At 69.0% G+C, this 16,847-nt stretch carries 18 protein-coding genes; 9 read left to right on the top strand and 9 right to left on the bottom strand.

The window, feature by feature from the left end; genetic code table 11:
- Positions 1–107: 107 nt before the first annotated feature.
- Entirely contained in the window at positions 108–3,776 is a 3,669-nt protein-coding gene (locus tag AB0N59_RS09550; RefSeq protein ID WP_363482093.1) for a multifunctional oxoglutarate decarboxylase/oxoglutarate dehydrogenase thiamine pyrophosphate-binding subunit/dihydrolipoyllysine-residue succinyltransferase subunit, read from the top strand.
- 242 nt (positions 3,777–4,018) lie between these two features.
- Here AB0N59_RS09550 and AB0N59_RS09545 read toward each other — a convergent pair whose 3' ends face one another.
- Genes AB0N59_RS09545 through AB0N59_RS09535 form a run of 3 tightly spaced genes read right to left on the bottom strand, consistent with a single transcriptional unit; the run spans position 4,019 to position 6,266 of the window.
- Positions 4,019–5,314, bottom strand: coding sequence for a GNAT family N-acetyltransferase (locus AB0N59_RS09545; RefSeq protein ID WP_363482091.1), 1,296 nt, complete (start codon positions 5,312–5,314; stop codon positions 4,019–4,021).
- Between the two features lie 44 nt (positions 5,315–5,358).
- Positions 5,359–5,601 (bottom strand): zf-HC2 domain-containing protein, encoded by a 243-nt coding sequence (locus AB0N59_RS09540; RefSeq protein WP_363482089.1) that lies wholly within the window; start codon positions 5,599–5,601, stop codon positions 5,359–5,361.
- A complete protein-coding gene (locus AB0N59_RS09535) occupies positions 5,598–6,266 on the bottom strand; it encodes a sigma-70 family RNA polymerase sigma factor (protein ID WP_363482086.1) in 669 nt (222 codons plus the stop codon). The genes AB0N59_RS09540 and AB0N59_RS09535 overlap by 4 nt, the downstream gene beginning before the upstream one ends.
- 48 nt (positions 6,267–6,314) lie before the next feature.
- On the opposite strand from AB0N59_RS09535, the gene aroA reads away from it, so the two are divergent.
- From aroA to bcp, 3 genes are read left to right on the top strand one after another with little or no spacing between them, the layout of a single operon-like run.
- The gene (gene aroA / locus AB0N59_RS09530) at positions 6,315–7,640 is read left to right on the top strand and encodes a 3-phosphoshikimate 1-carboxyvinyltransferase (RefSeq protein WP_363482083.1); all 1,326 of its coding nucleotides are present in this window, start codon (positions 6,315–6,317) and stop codon (positions 7,638–7,640) included.
- Complete coding sequence (rsgA, locus tag AB0N59_RS09525; RefSeq protein WP_363482081.1) at positions 7,637–8,677, top strand: ribosome small subunit-dependent GTPase A; 1,041 nt, start codon at positions 7,637–7,639, stop codon at positions 8,675–8,677. Before aroA ends, rsgA begins: the two co-directional genes overlap by 4 nt.
- Before the next feature lie 9 nt (positions 8,678–8,686).
- Positions 8,687–9,160 carry a thioredoxin-dependent thiol peroxidase gene (gene bcp / locus AB0N59_RS09520; RefSeq protein ID WP_363482078.1) on the top strand — a complete coding sequence of 158 codons (474 nt, stop codon included), beginning with the start codon at positions 8,687–8,689 and terminating at the stop codon, positions 9,158–9,160.
- Between the two features lie 3 nt (positions 9,161–9,163).
- Here bcp and AB0N59_RS09515 read toward each other — a convergent pair whose 3' ends face one another.
- Positions 9,164–9,580: a hypothetical protein gene (locus AB0N59_RS09515; protein ID WP_363482075.1), complete on the bottom strand. Its 417-nt coding sequence runs from the start codon at positions 9,578–9,580 to the stop codon at positions 9,164–9,166.
- Positions 9,581–9,782: 202 nt separating this feature from the next.
- Between AB0N59_RS09515 and AB0N59_RS09510 the strand changes: the two genes are divergently transcribed.
- The gene (locus AB0N59_RS09510) at positions 9,783–10,031 is read left to right on the top strand and encodes a WhiB family transcriptional regulator (RefSeq protein WP_071641453.1); all 249 of its coding nucleotides are present in this window, start codon (positions 9,783–9,785) and stop codon (positions 10,029–10,031) included.
- 62 nt (positions 10,032–10,093) lie between these two features.
- On the opposite strand, the gene AB0N59_RS09505 is transcribed toward AB0N59_RS09510, so the two are convergent.
- Positions 10,094–11,575: a histidine kinase N-terminal domain-containing protein gene (locus AB0N59_RS09505; protein WP_363482072.1), complete on the bottom strand. Its 1,482-nt coding sequence runs from the start codon at positions 11,573–11,575 to the stop codon at positions 10,094–10,096.
- A gap of 62 nt (positions 11,576–11,637) precedes the next feature.
- A complete protein-coding gene (locus AB0N59_RS09500; RefSeq protein ID WP_363482069.1) occupies positions 11,638–12,030 on the bottom strand; it encodes an Rv3235 family protein in 393 nt (130 codons plus the stop codon).
- A 143-nt stretch (positions 12,031–12,173) separates the two neighbouring features.
- Between AB0N59_RS09500 and AB0N59_RS09495 the strand changes: the two genes are divergently transcribed.
- Complete coding sequence (locus AB0N59_RS09495; RefSeq protein ID WP_363482067.1) at positions 12,174–12,767, top strand: hypothetical protein; 594 nt, start codon at positions 12,174–12,176, stop codon at positions 12,765–12,767.
- Between the two features lie 22 nt (positions 12,768–12,789).
- Here AB0N59_RS09495 and AB0N59_RS09490 read toward each other — a convergent pair whose 3' ends face one another.
- Complete coding sequence (locus AB0N59_RS09490) at positions 12,790–13,068, bottom strand: helix-turn-helix domain-containing protein (RefSeq protein WP_363482064.1); 279 nt, start codon at positions 13,066–13,068, stop codon at positions 12,790–12,792.
- 97 nt (positions 13,069–13,165) lie between these two features.
- Between AB0N59_RS09490 and AB0N59_RS09485 the strand changes: the two genes are divergently transcribed.
- The 3 genes from AB0N59_RS09485 to AB0N59_RS09475 are packed head-to-tail and all read left to right on the top strand — an operon-like array spanning position 13,166 to position 14,987.
- Complete coding sequence (locus tag AB0N59_RS09485; RefSeq protein WP_363482061.1) at positions 13,166–13,510, top strand: SAF domain-containing protein; 345 nt, start codon at positions 13,166–13,168, stop codon at positions 13,508–13,510.
- Positions 13,504–13,782 carry a hypothetical protein gene (locus AB0N59_RS09480; protein WP_363482058.1) on the top strand — a complete coding sequence of 93 codons (279 nt, stop codon included), beginning with the start codon at positions 13,504–13,506 and terminating at the stop codon, positions 13,780–13,782. The genes AB0N59_RS09485 and AB0N59_RS09480 overlap by 7 nt, the downstream gene beginning before the upstream one ends.
- Positions 13,779–14,987, top strand: coding sequence for a hypothetical protein (locus tag AB0N59_RS09475; protein ID WP_363482055.1), 1,209 nt, complete (start codon positions 13,779–13,781; stop codon positions 14,985–14,987). Before AB0N59_RS09480 ends, AB0N59_RS09475 begins: the two co-directional genes overlap by 4 nt.
- Here the strand turns inward: AB0N59_RS09475 and AB0N59_RS09470 are convergent.
- Both AB0N59_RS09470 and AB0N59_RS09465 read right to left on the bottom strand, forming a co-directional pair.
- Positions 14,935–16,158: a pyridoxal phosphate-dependent aminotransferase gene (locus tag AB0N59_RS09470; protein WP_363482052.1), complete on the bottom strand. Its 1,224-nt coding sequence runs from the start codon at positions 16,156–16,158 to the stop codon at positions 14,935–14,937. The genes AB0N59_RS09475 and AB0N59_RS09470 overlap by 53 nt on opposite strands.
- On the bottom strand, positions 16,155–16,826 hold the full coding sequence (locus AB0N59_RS09465) for a GntR family transcriptional regulator (RefSeq protein WP_204976123.1): 672 nt from the start codon (positions 16,824–16,826) through the stop codon (positions 16,155–16,157). The genes AB0N59_RS09470 and AB0N59_RS09465 overlap by 4 nt, the downstream gene beginning before the upstream one ends.
- Positions 16,827–16,847 lie beyond the last annotated feature (21 nt).

The following is a 16,847-nucleotide window of genomic DNA, read 5'->3' as shown; positions in this document are numbered from 1 at the left end:
AATCTGTTTGGCGTTAGGCTTGATGACTGTTACGCAAGTGCGACCCGAGCGCTGCAGTCAGCGAACGGTCGCATGTGAGCTTCAGCGACGAAAGAGGGCGATAGAGCGTGTCGAACCAGGTGACCGGCGTCGGTGGCGACGGGGGGTTCGGAGCCAACTCTTGGCTCGTGGACGAGCTTTACGAGCAGTTCAAGAAGGACCGCAACTCGGTCGACAAGGAGTGGTGGCCGATCCTCGAGCAGTACACGCCGGATGCCGCGGCTCAGCCTGCCGCGACGCCTGCCGCCTCCGCTCAGCCCGCGCATCCGGTCACGGCCCCCATCCCGGTGATCGGCGCTCAGCCGGTCGCGCGCACGACCGCCAAGCCCGCGAAGCAGGCTCCGATCCCCGCCCAGGCGCCCAAGCGCGAGGCGAAGGACGAGGCGCCTGCCGAGGAGGAGACGGTCACCCCGCTGCGCGGCATGCCGAAGACGCTCGCCGCCAACATGGATCAGTCCCTGTCGGTCCCGACCGCCACGAGCGTCCGCACGGTGCCGGCCAAGCTGATGATCGACAACCGCATCGTCATCAACAACCACATGTCGCGCACACGCGGCGGCAAGGTGAGCTTCACGCACCTCATCGGCTGGGCGCTGATCCGCACCCTCAAGGAATTCCCGAGTCAGAACGTGTTCTACGCCGAGATCGATGGCAAGCCGTCGGTCGTCGCGCCCGCGCACGTCAACCTCGGCATCGCCGTCGACATCCCCAAGCCCGACGGCACCCGCGCGCTGCTCGTTCCGAGCATCAAGCGCGCAGACACCATGACCTTCGGCGAGTACCTCACCGCCTATGAGGACCTCATCGCCCGCGCGCGCAGCAACAAGCTCACGGCCGCCGACTTCGCGGGCACCACCGTGTCTCTCACCAACCCGGGCGGGATCGGCACCGTGCACTCGGTGCCGCGCCTCATGAAGGGCCAGGGCTGCATCATCGGCGCCGGCGCCCTCGACTATCCCGCCGAGTTCCAGGGCTCGAGCACCAAGACGCTCACCGAGCTGGGCATCGGCAAGACGATCACGCTCACGAGCACCTACGATCACCGCGTGATCCAGGGAGCCGGCTCCGGCGAGTTCCTCAAGAAGGTGCACGAGCTGCTGATCGGCGAGCGCAGCTTCTACGAGGACATCTTCGCCTCGCTGCGCATCCCCTACCAGCCCATCCGCTGGAACGCCGACATCGCGGTCGACCTCGCCGAGCGCGTCGACAAGCAGTCGCGCGTTCAGGAGCTCATCAACTCGTACCGTGTCCGCGGTCACCTGATGGCCGACATCGACCCGCTCGAGTACGTGCAGCGCTCGCACCCCGACCTCGAGATCGAGAGCCACGGACTCACCTTCTGGGACCTCGACCGGGAGTTCGTCACGGGTGGCTTCGGCGGTCGTCGCGTGATGAAGCTGCGCGACATCCTCGGCGTTCTGCGCGACTCGTACTGCCGCACGCTCGGCATCGAGTACATGCACATCCAGGACCCCGAGCAGCGCCGGTGGTTCCAGGAGAAGCTCGAGGTCAAGTACGTCAAGCCCGGTCACGACGAGCAGCTGCGCGTGCTGCGCAAGCTGAACGAGGCCGAGGCGTTCGAGACCTTCCTGCAGACGAAGTTCGTCGGGCAGAAGCGCTTCTCGCTCGAAGGCGGGGAATCGCTCATCCCGCTGCTGGATGAGATCCTGCAGGGAGCTGCGACCGCCGGACTCGACGGAGCAGCGATCGGCATGGCGCACCGTGGCCGCCTCAACGTGCTCACCAACATCGCCGGAAAGACATACGGTCAGGTGTTCCGCGAGTTCGAGGGATCGCTCACGCCGGGCAACCAGCGCGGCTCGGGAGACGTGAAGTACCACCTCGGCACCGAGGGGACCTTCGTCGCCGAAGACGGCGCCGAGCTGCCGGTCTACCTCGCAGCGAACCCCTCGCACCTCGAGACCGTTGACGGCGTCCTCGAGGGCATCGTGCGCGCCAAGCAGGACCGCAAGCCGATCGGCACCTTCGCGTGGCTGCCGATCCTGGTGCACGGAGACGCGGCCTTCGCCGGTCAGGGCGTCGTGGTCGAGACCCTGCAGATGTCGCAGCTGCGCGGCTACCGCACGGGCGGCACCGTGCACATCGTGGTCAACAACCAGGTCGGCTTCACGACCCTGCCCACCGATTCGCGCACCTCGGTGTACGCCACCGACGTCGCGAAGACGATCCAGGCGCCGGTGTTCCACGTGAACGGCGACGATCCCGAATCGGTCATCCACGTCGCGCAGATCGCGTTCGAGTACCGCGAGCGTTTCCACCGCGATGTCGTGATCGACCTGGTCTGCTACCGCCGCCGCGGTCACAACGAGGGCGACGACCCCTCGATGACCCAGCCGCTGATGACCGACCTGATCCAGGCCAAGCGCTCGGTGCGCAAGCTCTACACGGATGGTCTCGTCGGTCGCGGCGACATCACCGAGGAGGAGTACGACCAGGCCAAGGCGGACTTCCAGAACCGCCTCGAGATCGCATTCGCCGAGACTCACGCGGCTGAGACGGGGGCGACGCCGATCGCACCTGAGGTGACTCCTGTCGACGAGCAGGTGGGCTCCCCCGAGGTGACCGGCGTCCCGCTCGAGGTCATTCACCTCATCGGCGACGCTCACGCCAACAAGCCGGATGGGTTCACCGTGCATTCCAAGCTGCAGCAGCAGCTGGACAAGCGCGTGTCGATGAGTCGCGAGGGCGGCATCGACTGGGGCTTCGGCGAACTGCTGGCCTTCGGCTCGCTTCTCGTCGAGGGCACCCCTGTGCGCCTCGCCGGTCAGGACTCGCGCCGCGGCACGTTCGTCCAGCGGCACGCGGTGCTGCACGACCGGCGGAACGGCCAGGAGTGGCTGCCTCTGGCGAACCTGTCCGACAGCCAGGGCCGGTTCTTCGTCTACGACTCGCTGCTCAGCGAGTACGCCGCCCTGGGGTTCGAGTACGGCTACTCGGTCGAGAACCCCGACGCCCTCGTGCTGTGGGAGGCGCAGTTCGGCGACTTCGCCAACGGCGCGCAGTCGGTGATCGACGAGTACATCTCCGCGGCCGAGCAGAAGTGGGGCCAGCAGTCCAGCGTGGTCATGCTGCTGCCGCATGGCTACGAGGGCCAGGGGCCCGACCACTCCTCGGCACGCATGGAGCGCTTCCTGCAGCTGTGCGCCCAGGACAACATGATCGTGGCGCGCCCGTCGACCCCCGCATCCCACTTCCACCTGCTGCGTCGCCAGGCGTACGCTCGCCCGCGCAAGCCGCTGATCGTCTTCACCCCGAAGGCGATGCTGCGTCTGCGCGGCGCGACCAGCGAGGTCGAGGACTTCACCCAGGGCCGTTTCGAGCCGGTCATCGACGACGACCGCGGTCTCGATCGGGACGCCGTCAAGCGCGTGCTCGTGCACTCGGGCAAGATCCACTGGGATCTGCGCAGTGAGCTCGAGAAGAACCCCAACCCCGAGATCGCGCTTGTGCGGCTGGAGCAGCTCTACCCGACTCCGATCGACGAGCTCAAGGCGATCACCGACTCGTATCCGAACGCGGAGCTGGTGTGGGTGCAGGACGAGCCCGAGAACCAGGGCGCCTGGCCGTTCCTGGCGCTGCAGTTCGCAGAGGTGCCAGGTGACCGTCAGTTCCACGCCGTGACGCGTCCTGCCGCCGCCTCGCCCGCGACCGGCTCGTCGAAGGTGCACGCCGCCGAGCAGGTGGCACTGCTGAAGACCGCTCTGACCGTCGGCTGACGATCGTCGCATCGCATCGAACCGCCGCTTCTCCTCGTGAGGAGCGGCGGTTCTGCATGTCCCCGCGGCTGCGCTCCTCTCCGCACGGAGCTCCTGGTGCTCACTCGCTCACGTCAGCGCCGGCGGCGGCCCTGCTCGGCGGCGCAGCGGAGGCACCGCCACGGATCGGCGGTGATGCTGCGCACTTCGGCCGGATGACGCCGCCGGCACCGGTGCTCCGGCCGTCCTGGCGGCGGGCCGGCTCAGTACCAGATGCCGAGGTGGGGGGCAGGCTGGGTGCGGAACGCGGCCGAGAATGCGGCGACAGCCGCAGGATCGCCGTCGATACGTCCTGCTGCGGCGAGCTGGGTCGCGGGCACTCCCCCGGCGTAGAGCGCCGACAGCTCGACGACTCCGAGACTGATGTCGTGATCGGCGTCGGTGGGGTCGACCGAGCACCGTCCCTCTGCGTCGATGCGAACCCGCCAGCGGCCTTCAGCGAAGCCGAGCGGGTCGGTGACGCTCAGCACGGCGTCGAGCGGTGCACTGTAGGTGCGCGCGGTCAGAGCGGCCTCGACGTCGAGAACACGCAGCCAGCCGTGGTCATGCACCTCGGCGGTGACGGCTCGCTGATCGGCGACAAGCCAGGGCAGCGGATCGTCGAGCGGGCGCTGGTCGACGCGGGCGTTCGTGACCAGGTCATGCTGCACGACGAACTGCCAGAGCGAGCGGAGCGCCTCGTCCGAGGTCGTGATGAGAGATCGGATCCTCATCTCCGAGCGGAAGGCGCCCGGCAGCTCGGAGAGCGTATAGGCCATCGCGCCCTGCACGACGCCCTCTCCGTCAGTGAAGCGCAGACCGCGAACGGCAGCTGCATCCTTGTCTCCCGCGGCGAGTCCTGCCATACGCAGCCACCGGCCGCGCCACCCCGCGACCTGACCGGAGCGGACGGTGCGGGACACCTCGTGCAGCCGCTCCAGGTCGTCTGCGAGCGTCTGCTTGTCGACGTAGGACACGCGGCCGTCCGTCGGAGATGTCGCCGCCCACCCCGCGCGCGCCGTGTCGACGGTGAACCGCATGACGGGCACCGCCGCGCCGAAGCCGTAGCGGCTGTAGATGGTCGCCTCGGACGCGGTGAGACCGGCGATGGCGACGCCCGATGAATGCGCGGCGCGCAGCTCGCCCTCGAGCAGGCTGCGTGCGATGCCGCGGCGTCGATGGGTGCCGGCGACCGTGACGGAGCTGATCGCCCACATGTCGATCTCGCCCCCTGGCACCGTCAGCGGGGTGACCCAGCTGTTGACGGTAGCGACCGGCCACGTACCTGCGGCCTCGTCGAACACGCCGATGTTGCGGCGCAGCCGCATGGTGGCCCGCATCTGCTCGACCTGGGCGTCGGTCGGCTCCTCATCGAGGAAGCCGCGGGCATCGGCGCGGAGGAACGCCTCTCCGTCGACGGCGTCGTCCATGTCGACGAGACGGTATCGCAGCCCGGCCTCGCTCAAGCGCTGCTCGGACCGGGGGTCGACGGGAACGGGGCTCGAGTTCGTCGCGGTCATGCACCCACCCTATGCGCAGGGTCGGACGGTGCGCGCTCGCGAGGTCAGTGCGTGGCCTGGGCGGCGCGCAGGCGAGCCATCACCTGATCGCGCAGCTCTTCGGGCGCGGTCTCCTTGCACGCGCGCGCCACGACCTCGGTCAGGGTCTTCGCGACGAGCGCCTCGTTCTTGCAGGACTCGCAGTTCTCGAGATGCTCGCGGATCTCGGTGTGCCCGGTGCGGCACACCTCGTTGCGGAGGTACTCCTCGAGATCCCGGCGCGCCTTCTCGCAGCCGCAGTCGCTCATTTCCTGCTCCTCGGTTCGGCCGCACGGATTCCCCGTTCAGCGGCGTAGTCGGCCAGCAGCTCGCGGAGCATGCGCCTGCCACGGTGCAGACGGCTCATCACGGTGCCGATGGGGGTCTTCATGATGTCGGCGATCTCCTGGTACGAGAATCCCTCGACGTCAGCCAGGTAGACCGCGAGGCGGAAGTCCTCGGGCACCTCCTGAAGGGCATCCTTGACGACGGATGCCGGCATCCGGTCGATCGCCTCCGCCTCAGCGGACCGGCTGTGCGACGCGGTCGTCGACTCGGCCCCGCCCAGCTGCCAGTCCTCGAGCTCGTCGATCGTGCCCTGGAACGGCTCACGCTGGCGCTTGCGGTAGATGTTGATGTACGTGTTGGTGAGGATGCGATACAGCCACGCCTTCAGGTTCGTGCCCTGCGAGAACGTCGACCACGCGCCGTACGCCTTCACGAACGTCTCCTGCACGAGGTCAGCCGCGTCTGCCGGGTTGCGCGTCATGCGCATCGCGGCGGCGTAGAGCTGATCCATGAAGGGGATCGCCTGCTCCTCGAAGTCGCGTCGAGGATCGCTGGGAGCTGTCTCGTCCATCACGGGCCAGTCTAGGCGCGAGAGCACGTCGACAGCGGTCTCGTCGATGCGGTCGGGCAGCACGGTGGCCGTCATACGTCTTCTCCTCTCCATGCGTCGCGGGCTTCACTAGGCTTAGAACCGATGAGCACTGAACGGTATTCCCCCGCACCCGCTCGAGGTCGCTACCTCGCGCCGGACGTCGACCATGCTGTGCACGCGTCCGTCACCATCCCCGGCTCCAAGTCGCTCACCAACCGCGAGCTGGTGATAGCCGCGATCGCCGACGGTCCAGGCCGGCTCATCCGTCCGCTGCACTCCGACGACTCCCGGCGCATGATCGATGCGCTGCGGCTGCTGGGCGTCGGGATCGAGGAGGAGCCGTCCGACGGGGAATTCGGACCCGACCTCCTCGTCACGCCCGCTCACCTGGGCGGCGGCGTGACGATCGACTGCGGCCAGGCCGGCACCGTGATGCGCTTCATCGCGCCGCTCGCAGGTCTCGCCGACGATGAGATCCACCTCACCGCGCACGAGAGCGCGCTGCACCGGCCGATGGGAGCCCTGATCACCGGACTCCGCGACCTCGGCGTCGACATCGACGACGAGGGCACCTGGTCGCTGCCCTTCACCGTGCGCGGGCACGGTCGCATCCGCGGCGGCCGCGTCGAGATCGATGCGTCCGGGTCGAGCCAGTTCGTCTCCGGTCTGCTGCTCGCGGCACCCCGCTTCGACGTGGGGCTGCATCTCGTGCACACCGGCGATCGGCTCCCGAGCCTGCCGCACATCGACATGACCATCGAATCGCTCAGCCGCCGTGGCATCCGCATCGAGCGACCGGCGGCCGGCGAATGGCTGGTCGAGGCCGGCGTCCCGAGAGCGAAGGATGTCGCCATCGAGCCCGACCTCTCCAATGCCGCACCGTTCCTGGCTGCGGCCCTGGTGACCGGCGGCGAGGTGACGGTCACCGGCTGGCCGCTGCACTCGACTCAGCCGGGCGCCCTGCTGCCCGAGATCCTGCACGCCCTCGGCGCCCACACCAGCAGACACGGCGGCGCCCTCACCGTGCGCGCCGGAGACGGCATCCGCGGTCTCGACATCGACCTGTCGGCGGCGAGCGAGCTCACTCCCACCATCGTCGGCCTCGCGGCCTTCGCCGACGGCCCCACGACCATCCGCGGCGTCGCGCACATCCGCGCACATGAGACCGACCGCATCGCCGCGCTCGTCAACAACCTGCGTGCTCTGGGCGGAGAAGCCGAAGAGCTGCCGGACGGGCTGCGCATCACTCCGCGTCCTCTCCATGGCGGCGTCTGGCCGGCGTATCACGACCACAGGATGGCGACGACGGGCGCGCTGATCGGACTGCGTGTGCCCGGGGTCGAGATCGACGACATCGGCACGACCGCGAAGACGCTTCCCGAGTTCACCCTGCTGTGGGAGCGGATGCTGAAGGGCGCCATCGCGTGAGCTGGCTCGGCGACGACGACCTCGACGAGATCGAGGAGTTCGACGAGAGCCGCATCCGCACCCGGCCGAATCCGAAGGCCAACCGTCCGCGCACGAAGCGCCGTCCTGCGCACGACGATGCCGAGATCGGGCGCATCCTCGGCGTCGATCGGGGCCGCTACAGCGTGCTGCTCGGCGAGGACACTCCCGAGGAGCGCATGATCACGGCCGCCAGGGCGCGTGAGCTGCGACGCACGCCGATCGTGACCGGCGATCGAGCGCGGGTCGTCGGCGATCGCTCCGGCGATGAGGGCACGCTCGGGCGCATCGTCGGCATCGTCGAGCGGACGTCGCTGCTGCGCCGCAGCGCCGACGACACCGATCAGGTCGAGCGGGTCATCGTCGCGAACGCCGACCAGATGCTCGTCGTGGTCGCCGCAGCCGACCCGGAGCCGCGCGCCCGTCTTGTGGATCGCTATCTCGTGGCGGCTCTGGATGCCGGCATCCGCCCGCTTCTCGTCGTCACCAAGACCGACCTCGCCGATCCGGCGGAGTTCCTGTCGCACTTCGACGGACTCGACCTGACCGTCTTCACCAGCTCCCGCGGGCAGATGCCCGTCGACGAGATCGGCAGGGCGCTGGTCGGTCACTCCACGGTCTTCGTGGGACACTCCGGCGTCGGCAAGTCCACCCTGGTGAACGCCCTGGTCCCCGACGCGCGACGCGCGACGGGACATGTCAACGAGGTGACCGGCCGGGGCCGGCACACGTCATCGTCGACCGTCTCGCTGCGCTACACGGGCGCTGACGGCAGCGGGTGGGTCATCGACACCCCTGGCGTACGCTCATTCGGGCTGGGACACGTCGATCCGGCGAACATCCTCACCGCCTACACCGAGCTCGCCGAGATCGCCGAGGACTGCCCGCGCGGCTGCACGCATCTGGCCGACGCCGAGGACTGCGCCCTGAACGAGGCCGCGTCAGACGGCACGCTCAGCGAGACGGGCAGGGCGAGGCTGGAGTCTCTGCAGCGTCTGCTGGCTACGTTCGCCGGATAGGCTTGACGGGTGACGACACGCCTCGAACCCGGTACGCCTGCCCCCGATTTCTCGCTCCTGAATCAGGATGGCGAGTCCGTCTCACTCGCGGATCTGCTCGGCGAGAAGGTCATCCTGTACTTCTACCCGGCTGCGATGACGCCCGGCTGCACCACGCAGGCCTGCGATTTCCGCGACAGCATCTCGTCGCTGCAGGGAGCGGGCTACACGGTGGTCGGCGTATCGCGCGACGAGCCCGCGAAGCTGGCGTCGTTCCGCGAGCGCGACGGGCTCACGTTCGAGCTGCTCAGCGACCCCGACCACGCGGTGCACACCGCCTACGGCGTGTGGGGCGAGAAGATGAACTACGGCAAGGTCGTCGAGGGCGTCATCCGCTCGACGTTCGTCATCGACGAGCACGGTGTGATCACGCTCGCGCAGTACAACGTCAAGGCCACCGGACACGTTGCCCGACTGCGGAAGATCCTCGGCATCGACGCCTGAGCGTCAGACTCCGTCCCGCGGGTCCTCGCCGCGGTGGAGCCTGGGGTCGGATGCTCCGTCGAGACGGGTCGCGCTGATCAGCAGGATCAAGCCGATCAGCGCGGTTCCGCCGACCGCAAGAGTGAACAGCCACACCTTCGGCTCGATGGTGAGCGAGGCGAGGCCCAGGGCGACCCCGAGCACCTGGAAGACCACTCCTCCGGAGCGGGCCCACGACGCGCGTCGCAGGGTGCCCCATGAGAAGGCGCCGAGCGCGACCGCTGCGAGCAGCGTGAGGACGATGAGCGCGATGCCGCCGATGTCGGACGACGCCTGACCCGCCCCGAGGGCGAGAACCTCGAACAGGCAGACGACCCCGAGTGCGATTGCCTCGAGCGCAAGGACGATGGCGGCGGCGATGGCCGGTCCGGACGGGCGCACGCGTGCTCCTCTCAAGAGCTGTCAGAAAACCCTTGATTTCAGTAGGTATCTGTAACACAATAGTCAAAGCCATGTGCTCCCACATCGGAGTGGGGCGGGCGGAAGCCCGCATCACCAGGGTAGCTGACCCCGATCCGCAGCCCGACCCGCGCGTCGAGAACGGCGCCCCACACCGAACACCTACCTCTGAGGAGCCCCCCGTATGGATTGGCGCGACAAAGCAGCCTGCCTGACCGTCGACCCCGAGCTGTTCTTCCCCGTCGGAAACACCGGACCGGCGGTCGACCAGATCGAGAAGGCGAAGGCCGTCTGCGCCACCTGCACCGTCACCGAGATCTGCCTGCAGTACGCCCTGGAGTCCGGCCAGGACTCGGGCGTGTGGGGCGGCCTCTCGGAAGACGAGCGCCGCGCTCTCAAGCGCCGCGCGGCCCGCGCCCGTCGCGCAGGCTGAACCGACCACGCGAAAGCGCCGGCCCCGACGGACCGGCGCTTCGTCGTCTCAGCGAGCGGATGTCATACCGAGATCCAGCGCATGGGGATCTCGATGATCACCTCGGTGCCCTCGCCCTCGGCGCCCTTCCACTCGATGCTGCCGCTCAGCTCGCCCTGGATCAGGGTGCGGACGATCTGCGTGCCGAGCCCCTGGCCCACCCGTCCCTCCGGCAATCCGTGACCGCTGTCGGCCACCGTCACCCGCAGCAGCTCGGAGGTGCGGGTCGCCTCGATGCGCACGATGCCCTCCTGCCCCGCGAGCCCGTGCTCGACGGCGTTCGTGACCACCTCGGTGAGTGCGAGAGCCAGCGGCGTGGCGTACTCGCTCGGCAGCACGCCGAAGCGCCCCTCGAGCTGCGTGCGGGCGCGGGTGTTGGGCGCTGCCGCCACCTCTGCCACGAGCTTCAGCACGCGGTCGAACACCTCGTCGAAGTCGACTGTCTGAGCGAGGCCGCTCGCGAGCGTGTCGTGCACGACGGCGATCGACTCGACGCGGCGCATCGCCTGCGTGAGCGCGTCGCGCGCCTCCTCCGAATGGGTACGGCGCGCCTGGATGCGCAGCAGCGACGCGACGGTCTGCAGATTGTTCTTCACCCGGTGGTGGATCTCGCGGATCGTGGCGTCCTTGGTGATCAGCTCCTGCTCCTGATGGCGGAGCTCGGACACGTCACGGCAGAGCACGATCGCGCCGATGCGAGTGCCGTGGTCCTTCAGCGGGATGGCGCGCAGCGACACGGTGACACCGCGGGCCTCCATGTCGGTGCGCCAAGGCGCACGGCCCGTGACGACAACAGGCAGGGATTCGTCGACCTGGCGTGACGGCGGGACGAGGCGGGTCGTGACCTCGGCCAGCGACTCCCCCTCGAGCTCGTCGTCGAAGCCCATCCGGTTGAAGGCGGACAGCGCGTTCGGACTGGCGAAGGTGGCGATGCCGTCGACATCCAGACGGATCAGGCCATCGGATGCACGCGGTGCGCCGCGTCGCGGTGCTGTCGGAGCCGCCAGGTCCGGGAACTCGCCAGAGGTGATCATCTGGAACAGCTCGTTCGCGCACTCGTCGAAGCTGATCTGCTGGCGCGACGGCATCCGCACCTCCCCGAGGTTGGTGTGCCTGGTGAGAACGCCGATGATGCGCCCCTCGTCGCTGTTGCCCTCGCGACGTCGGATCGGCACCGCCCGCACTCGGGTCGGCGTCTCTTCGAACCAGTCGGGTGACGAAGAGTCGACGATGGTCCCGGACTCGAAGGCCGACTGCACCTGGGTGCGCCACTGGGGCCGCACCTTCTCGCCGACCAGGTCGCGGTAGAAGAGCGTGGCGGCGCCGCTGGGACGGGAATGGGTGACCGCGATGAACGAACCGTCGGACGTCTTGATCCAGATCACCATGTCGGCGGATGCGAGATCCGCCAGCAGCTGGCCGTCGCCGGCGAGACGATGCAGCCATTCGACGTCGGCGTCGGTGAGAAGACCCTGGGCGTGGACGAGGTCGCTGAGTGTTGACACGGATTCAGCCTACTGGGCAGCCCTCAGCCCGATCGGGCGACCGAAGAGGATCCGTACGCCGTTCACAGGATCGCGAGCGAGCTGGCGCGCCAGCGGCCGTCGAAACCCTCCAGCCTGATCGCCACGGCGCGGGTGCGCCCCGGTCCTGCGACCACCACGACCGCCTCGATCACGTTGTCGGCGGGCGCACTCGTGCGAATCGAGAGGATCTGGAAGCTCGGTCGCGTCGGAGCCTGGTTGCGGGCGCTGCGAGCGCGCGCGGAGAGATTGGCTCGCGTGACCAGCGCCCGGAACGCGTCTTCGCTGAACCATCTCGCGAGCTGCTCGACCTCGCGCACTCCGGCGAGGACCTCCAGCGCCCCCTGCGTCAGGCTTCGCAGCAAGGGCACCGGATCCGGCAGCTCTGCTGCCGGAGTCGGCTGCCGAGCGAAGTACTCGTGCAACGTCGTCGTCATCTCCGCGATCCCCCCGGTCGTGGCGCTGCCCCCATCGCAGCGAACCCCCCGAAGGTAACACACGCTCGCGCGGTCGCCGTCGCCTCCTTCAGCACCTGTGGATAACCCGACGCGGCCCGCTCCCGTCCTCTAGCCTCGACCTCGTGGAATGGGAGCACCTCTTCGATGATCTCGAGGGTCAGCTCGCGGCGGAGTGGGAGTCCGAGCGTGCTGCGCTCGATGCCGAGTCCGAACGGCTGCGGATCTCGAAGCTGACGCTGCACGACCGGCTGCGGACGATGAGCGCGCGCGGTGCGAGGGTGGTGCTCGAGCTCGCCGGTGGCGAGTGCTGGGACGCCTCGCTGCGGGTCATCGGCGCCGACTGGGTGGGTGTCAGCGCCGGCGGCGACCCCCGTCTGCGGGTCGCACCGCTGGCTGCGATCGAATCCGTCGGGGTCGATCACGGCTCGCTGCTCGCCAGCCTCGCCTCCGACGCGCCCGATCCGGGGCTGCGCGGACGCATGACCGTCGGATTCGTCCTGCGCGACCTCGCCCGGCGGCGTGTGCCGGTGACAGTAGGTCGACGCTCCGGCGACCCGCAGCACGGCACGATCGATCGAGCGGGCGCCGATCACCTCGATCTCGCCCTGCACGACGCGTCCGAAGCGCGACGCATGCACTCGGTCCGCGGATTCCGCAGCATCCCGTTCTCGGCGCTCAGCTGGGTGCGCCTGGAGGACGCGTCAGGCGTGCTCTGACGGAGCCCGAGCCCGACCCTCGTCAGTCGTGCCTGAGCGGAGTCGTACCCCACACCTCCGGGAAGCTGGCCTCGTTCGACTGGCGCCAGAGCGCCATACGGCGGGCCTCTTCGGTCTGCGCGTCCAGATACTCGGCCAGACTCGAGTGCTCGACGCGCCAGCGCGGCGGGGAGCCGACCTGCGCGCCGCGCAGTCGGCCCTCATGTACGAGGGCGATCACCTCATCGACCTCGATGCTGAGGAGCTCTGCGACCTGCGCGGGGGCGAGGAAGCGCGGCTCCGTGGGGGAAGCTTCGGGCATGTCCTCATTGTCTCCCGAGACCGGCGAAAAAGCAGTCCCCGTCGATCGCTGTGGATAACCCCGGCGAGATGTCCCGGTCTTCTGTGACGATGTGTGCATGATCCGATCGCGCGCTCACCGCCGCTTCTACGGCGACCTCCGATTCGTCATCGGCGTGCTGCTCGTCATCGCGTCCATCGCAGGCGTGTGGCTCCTCGTCGCATCATCGAGGCAGACCTCGCCGGTGCTGCAGGCGACGCGCACCGTGCTGCCAGGAGAGACCATCAGCTCGGCAGAGCTGCGGGTGGTCGACGTCGGGCTCGGTCCGGTGGCTGACGAGTACCTCACCCCGCAGAGTCTCGATCCCGGCACTGTCGCGGTGCGCACCCTGAGCGCAGGTGAGATCGTCCCCCCCTCACCGCAGTGGGCGACGCCGACGATGTCGGCTCGACGTCCGTGGTGATCGCCAGTACCGCGATCCCCGCGGAGGTGAAGGCCGGCACGGCGGTCGAGCTGTGGCATGCGCCTCCCGTCGACGACGGCCGTGCGTTCGAGAAGCCGCGGATCCTCGTCGCCGACGCGGTGGTCGCCGATGTCGCCGAGGAAGCGGGGATGCTGGCGGGCGGGCGCACCGACGTCGAGGTCATCGTCGACCGCACCGACGTCGGCGATGTGCTCGCGGCGATCACGGGCGGCGACGCGATCTCGCTGGTGCCGTCGGGAGCGGGATCGTGACGAGGCTCATCGTCGTCGACGCCGGAGCGGACTCGGCGCTGATGGCCTCCGACCTGGAACTCGAGGGCGCGCAGGTGACTCTCGTGTCGCCCGACGCGCTCCCGGGATTCGATCTGTCCGGCTTCGACGCGCTGCTGATCCCACCCGTCCGCTCGGTGCTGACGGCCGACCTGGTCAGCGCGTGCGACCGCGCCGGGGTGCGGCTCGTGCCGATCGGGCCGGCGGGCTCACGGGTGGCCTCGCGGTTCGGGCTTCCCGCATCGCTCGCTCCTGACACGCCTGCGGCGCAGGTCATGGCGGCCGTAGCCGCCGAGCAGGCGACAGTAGAGGCCGCTGCCCCTGCCCCGCCGCCCCGGGTGATCGCGGTGTGGGGGCCTCAGGGCGCACCGGGACGGACGACGGTGGCGATCCAGCTCGCCGTCGAGCTCGTTCGCGCGGGTCGTCGATGCGCGCTCGTCGATGCCGACAGCGTCGCCCCCTCTGTCGCGCTGCAGCTCGGGCTCGGTGATGAGTCGCCGGGGCTCGCAGCCGCGTGCCGTCGTGCGCAGCTCGGCAGCCTCGATGTGGCCGAGCTCGCACGGCTCGCAACGCCGGTCGAGACCTCAGCGGGCATGCTCGACGTGCTCGGCGGCCTGAACCGGCCGAGCAGGTGGCCGGAGCTCGCAGCAAGTCGGCTGCGGGCGACGCTCGCTGTGGCGCGGGAGTGGCAGGACGAGATCGTGGTCGACGTCGCCGCGGCGTTCGACGAAGACGACGACCTGCTCGGCCTTGAAGGTCCCCAGCGCCATGCCGCGACGGCAGCGGTCCTGCTGGAGGCCGACGCCGTGGTGGCGGTGCTGAGCGCGGATCCGCTGGGGGTGAGTCGATTCCTGCGCGGGTACGCAGAGCTGCGTCATCTCGTGGGCGACACGCCCGTGACGGTCGTGGCCAATCGAGTGCGCCCTGGTCCGCTCGGCGTCGACGCCCGTGGGCAGATCCGCCGCACGCTGAGCCGCTTCGCCGGCATCGACGAGGTCGCGTTCGTCCCGCAGGAGCAGCGGGCGGCGGATGCTGCCGCCCTGCATGCGAGAGCGATCGCCGACGTCTCGCCGCGCTCTCAGCTGGTGAGTGCGGCGCGGCGCATAGCGGCGGGCCTCGGCGCGAGGGCCGCGATCACTGCCGATAGCTCGACAGGAAGTTCCCGAGGCGCTCGACTGCTTCGCTGAGCACACGCGCCTCGGGAAGCGTCACCACGCGCAGGTGGTCGGGCGTCGCCCAGTTGAAGCCGGTGCCCTGCACGAGCAGGATCTTCTCCGAGACGAGCAGGTCGTAGACGAGCTTCTCGTCGTCGCGGATCTCGTGCACTTCGGGATCGAGACGCGGAAACGCGTACAGCGCACCCGCCGGCTTCACGCAGCTTACGCCGGGGATCGCCTCCAGGCCCTTCCATGCGATGTCGCGCTGCTCGTGCAGTCGCCCCGTCGGACCAATGAGCGCGTCGATCGACTGCACTCCCCCGAGCGCCGCCTGCACAGCGTACTGCGCAGGAACGTTCGGGCACAGTCGGGTGGATGCCAGCAGCGTGATGCCCTCGAGGAATCCGCGCGCGTGCGATTTCGGTCCGGTGATCACCAGCCATCCCGAACGATAGCCGGCCACCCGGTACGTCTTGGAGAGGCCGTTGAATGTGAGGCAGAGCAGATCAGGGGCCAGCGTCGCGGTCGGGATGTGCTGGGCATCGTCGAACAGGATGCGATCGTAGATCTCATCGGAGAGAAGCAACAGCTCGTTCTCGCGCGCGATCTGCACGATGCCCTCGAGCACCTCGCGCGAGTAGACGGCGCCGGTCGGGTTGTTGGGGTTGATGATGACGATCGCCTTGGTGCGGGGTGTCACCTTCGAGCGGATGTCCTCGAGGTCGGGCTGCCAGCCGTTCTCCTCGTCGCAGAGGTAGTGCACGGGGGTGCCGCCCGCGAGCGAGGTCATCGCCGTCCAGAGCGGGTAGTCCGGCGCGGGGATGAGCACCTCGTCGCCTTCATCGAGCAGCGCCTGCATGACCATGGTGATCAGCTCGGAGACGCCGTTGCCGAGGTACACGTCGTCTGGGTCGAAACGCGGGAATCCCTCGACCTCTTCATAGCGGCTGACGACGGCTCGACGCGCCGTGATCACACCCTTGCTGTCGCTGTAGCCGTGCGCGGTCGGCAGAGCCGCGAGCATGTCGCGCACGATCTGGTGCGGAGCCTCGAAGCCGAAGGTCGCCGGGTTGCCGGTGTTCAGCTTGAGGATCTGGTGTCCCTCGGACTCCAGGCGCGCCGCCTCGACGAGCGCCTTGCCACGGATCTCGTAGAGGACGTTCCTCAGCTTCGACGACTGGTCAAGGGTGCGGCGGGTCATTCCGCAAGGATACCGGGGGCGGAATGCATCGATGCCGCGTGCGACAGCCGCTCGCGACGACTGCTCTCGACGTGCGCGTAGGCGAGCCGGCTCGCGCGGTCGCCGTCGCGATCGCGAATGGCCTCGAAGAGCGCGACGTGCTCGTCGGCGATATGCACGAGGTCGTCGTGCTGCACCAGCGACCAGCGGAGTCGGCTGCGGATGCTCTGCATGAGCGCCGCGAGCAGGCGGTTGTCCGCCAGCTCGACGACGATCTCGTGGAAGTCGGCGGCTGCGCGCCGCGAGACGATGCTGTCGCTCTCGGCCGCGCTGTCCTGCTCCTCGCGCAGCGCCAGCTGCAGCCGGTCGAGCCCGTCCCGACGATGGCGCTCCGCCGCAAGGCGGAACGCCATCGGCTCGAGCACCTCGCGAACCTCATCCAGGTCGGCGAGGTCGGCGGCGGTGAACTCGCGGACGATGGCCCAGGTGCGCGGACGCAGTTCGACCAGCCCCTCGGTCTCGAGCACCTTCAGGGCATCGCGCACGGGCACGCGGCTGACACCGAACTCGCCTGCGAGGTCGCGCTCGATCAGCTTGCTGCCGGGTTTGCGGACTCCGTCGAGGATGGCATCCCGCAGCCACGCCGCGACTCTCTCCGACTCCAGCCCGCGGTCGTCTGATCTGCTCACAGGTTCATCCTCGCACCAAGT

It is taken from the genome of Microbacterium sp. NPDC089321, from assembly GCF_040684935.1.
Classification (GTDB): domain Bacteria; phylum Actinomycetota; class Actinomycetes; order Actinomycetales; family Microbacteriaceae; genus Microbacterium.
This window is presented reverse-complemented; position numbering and strand designations above follow the sequence as displayed.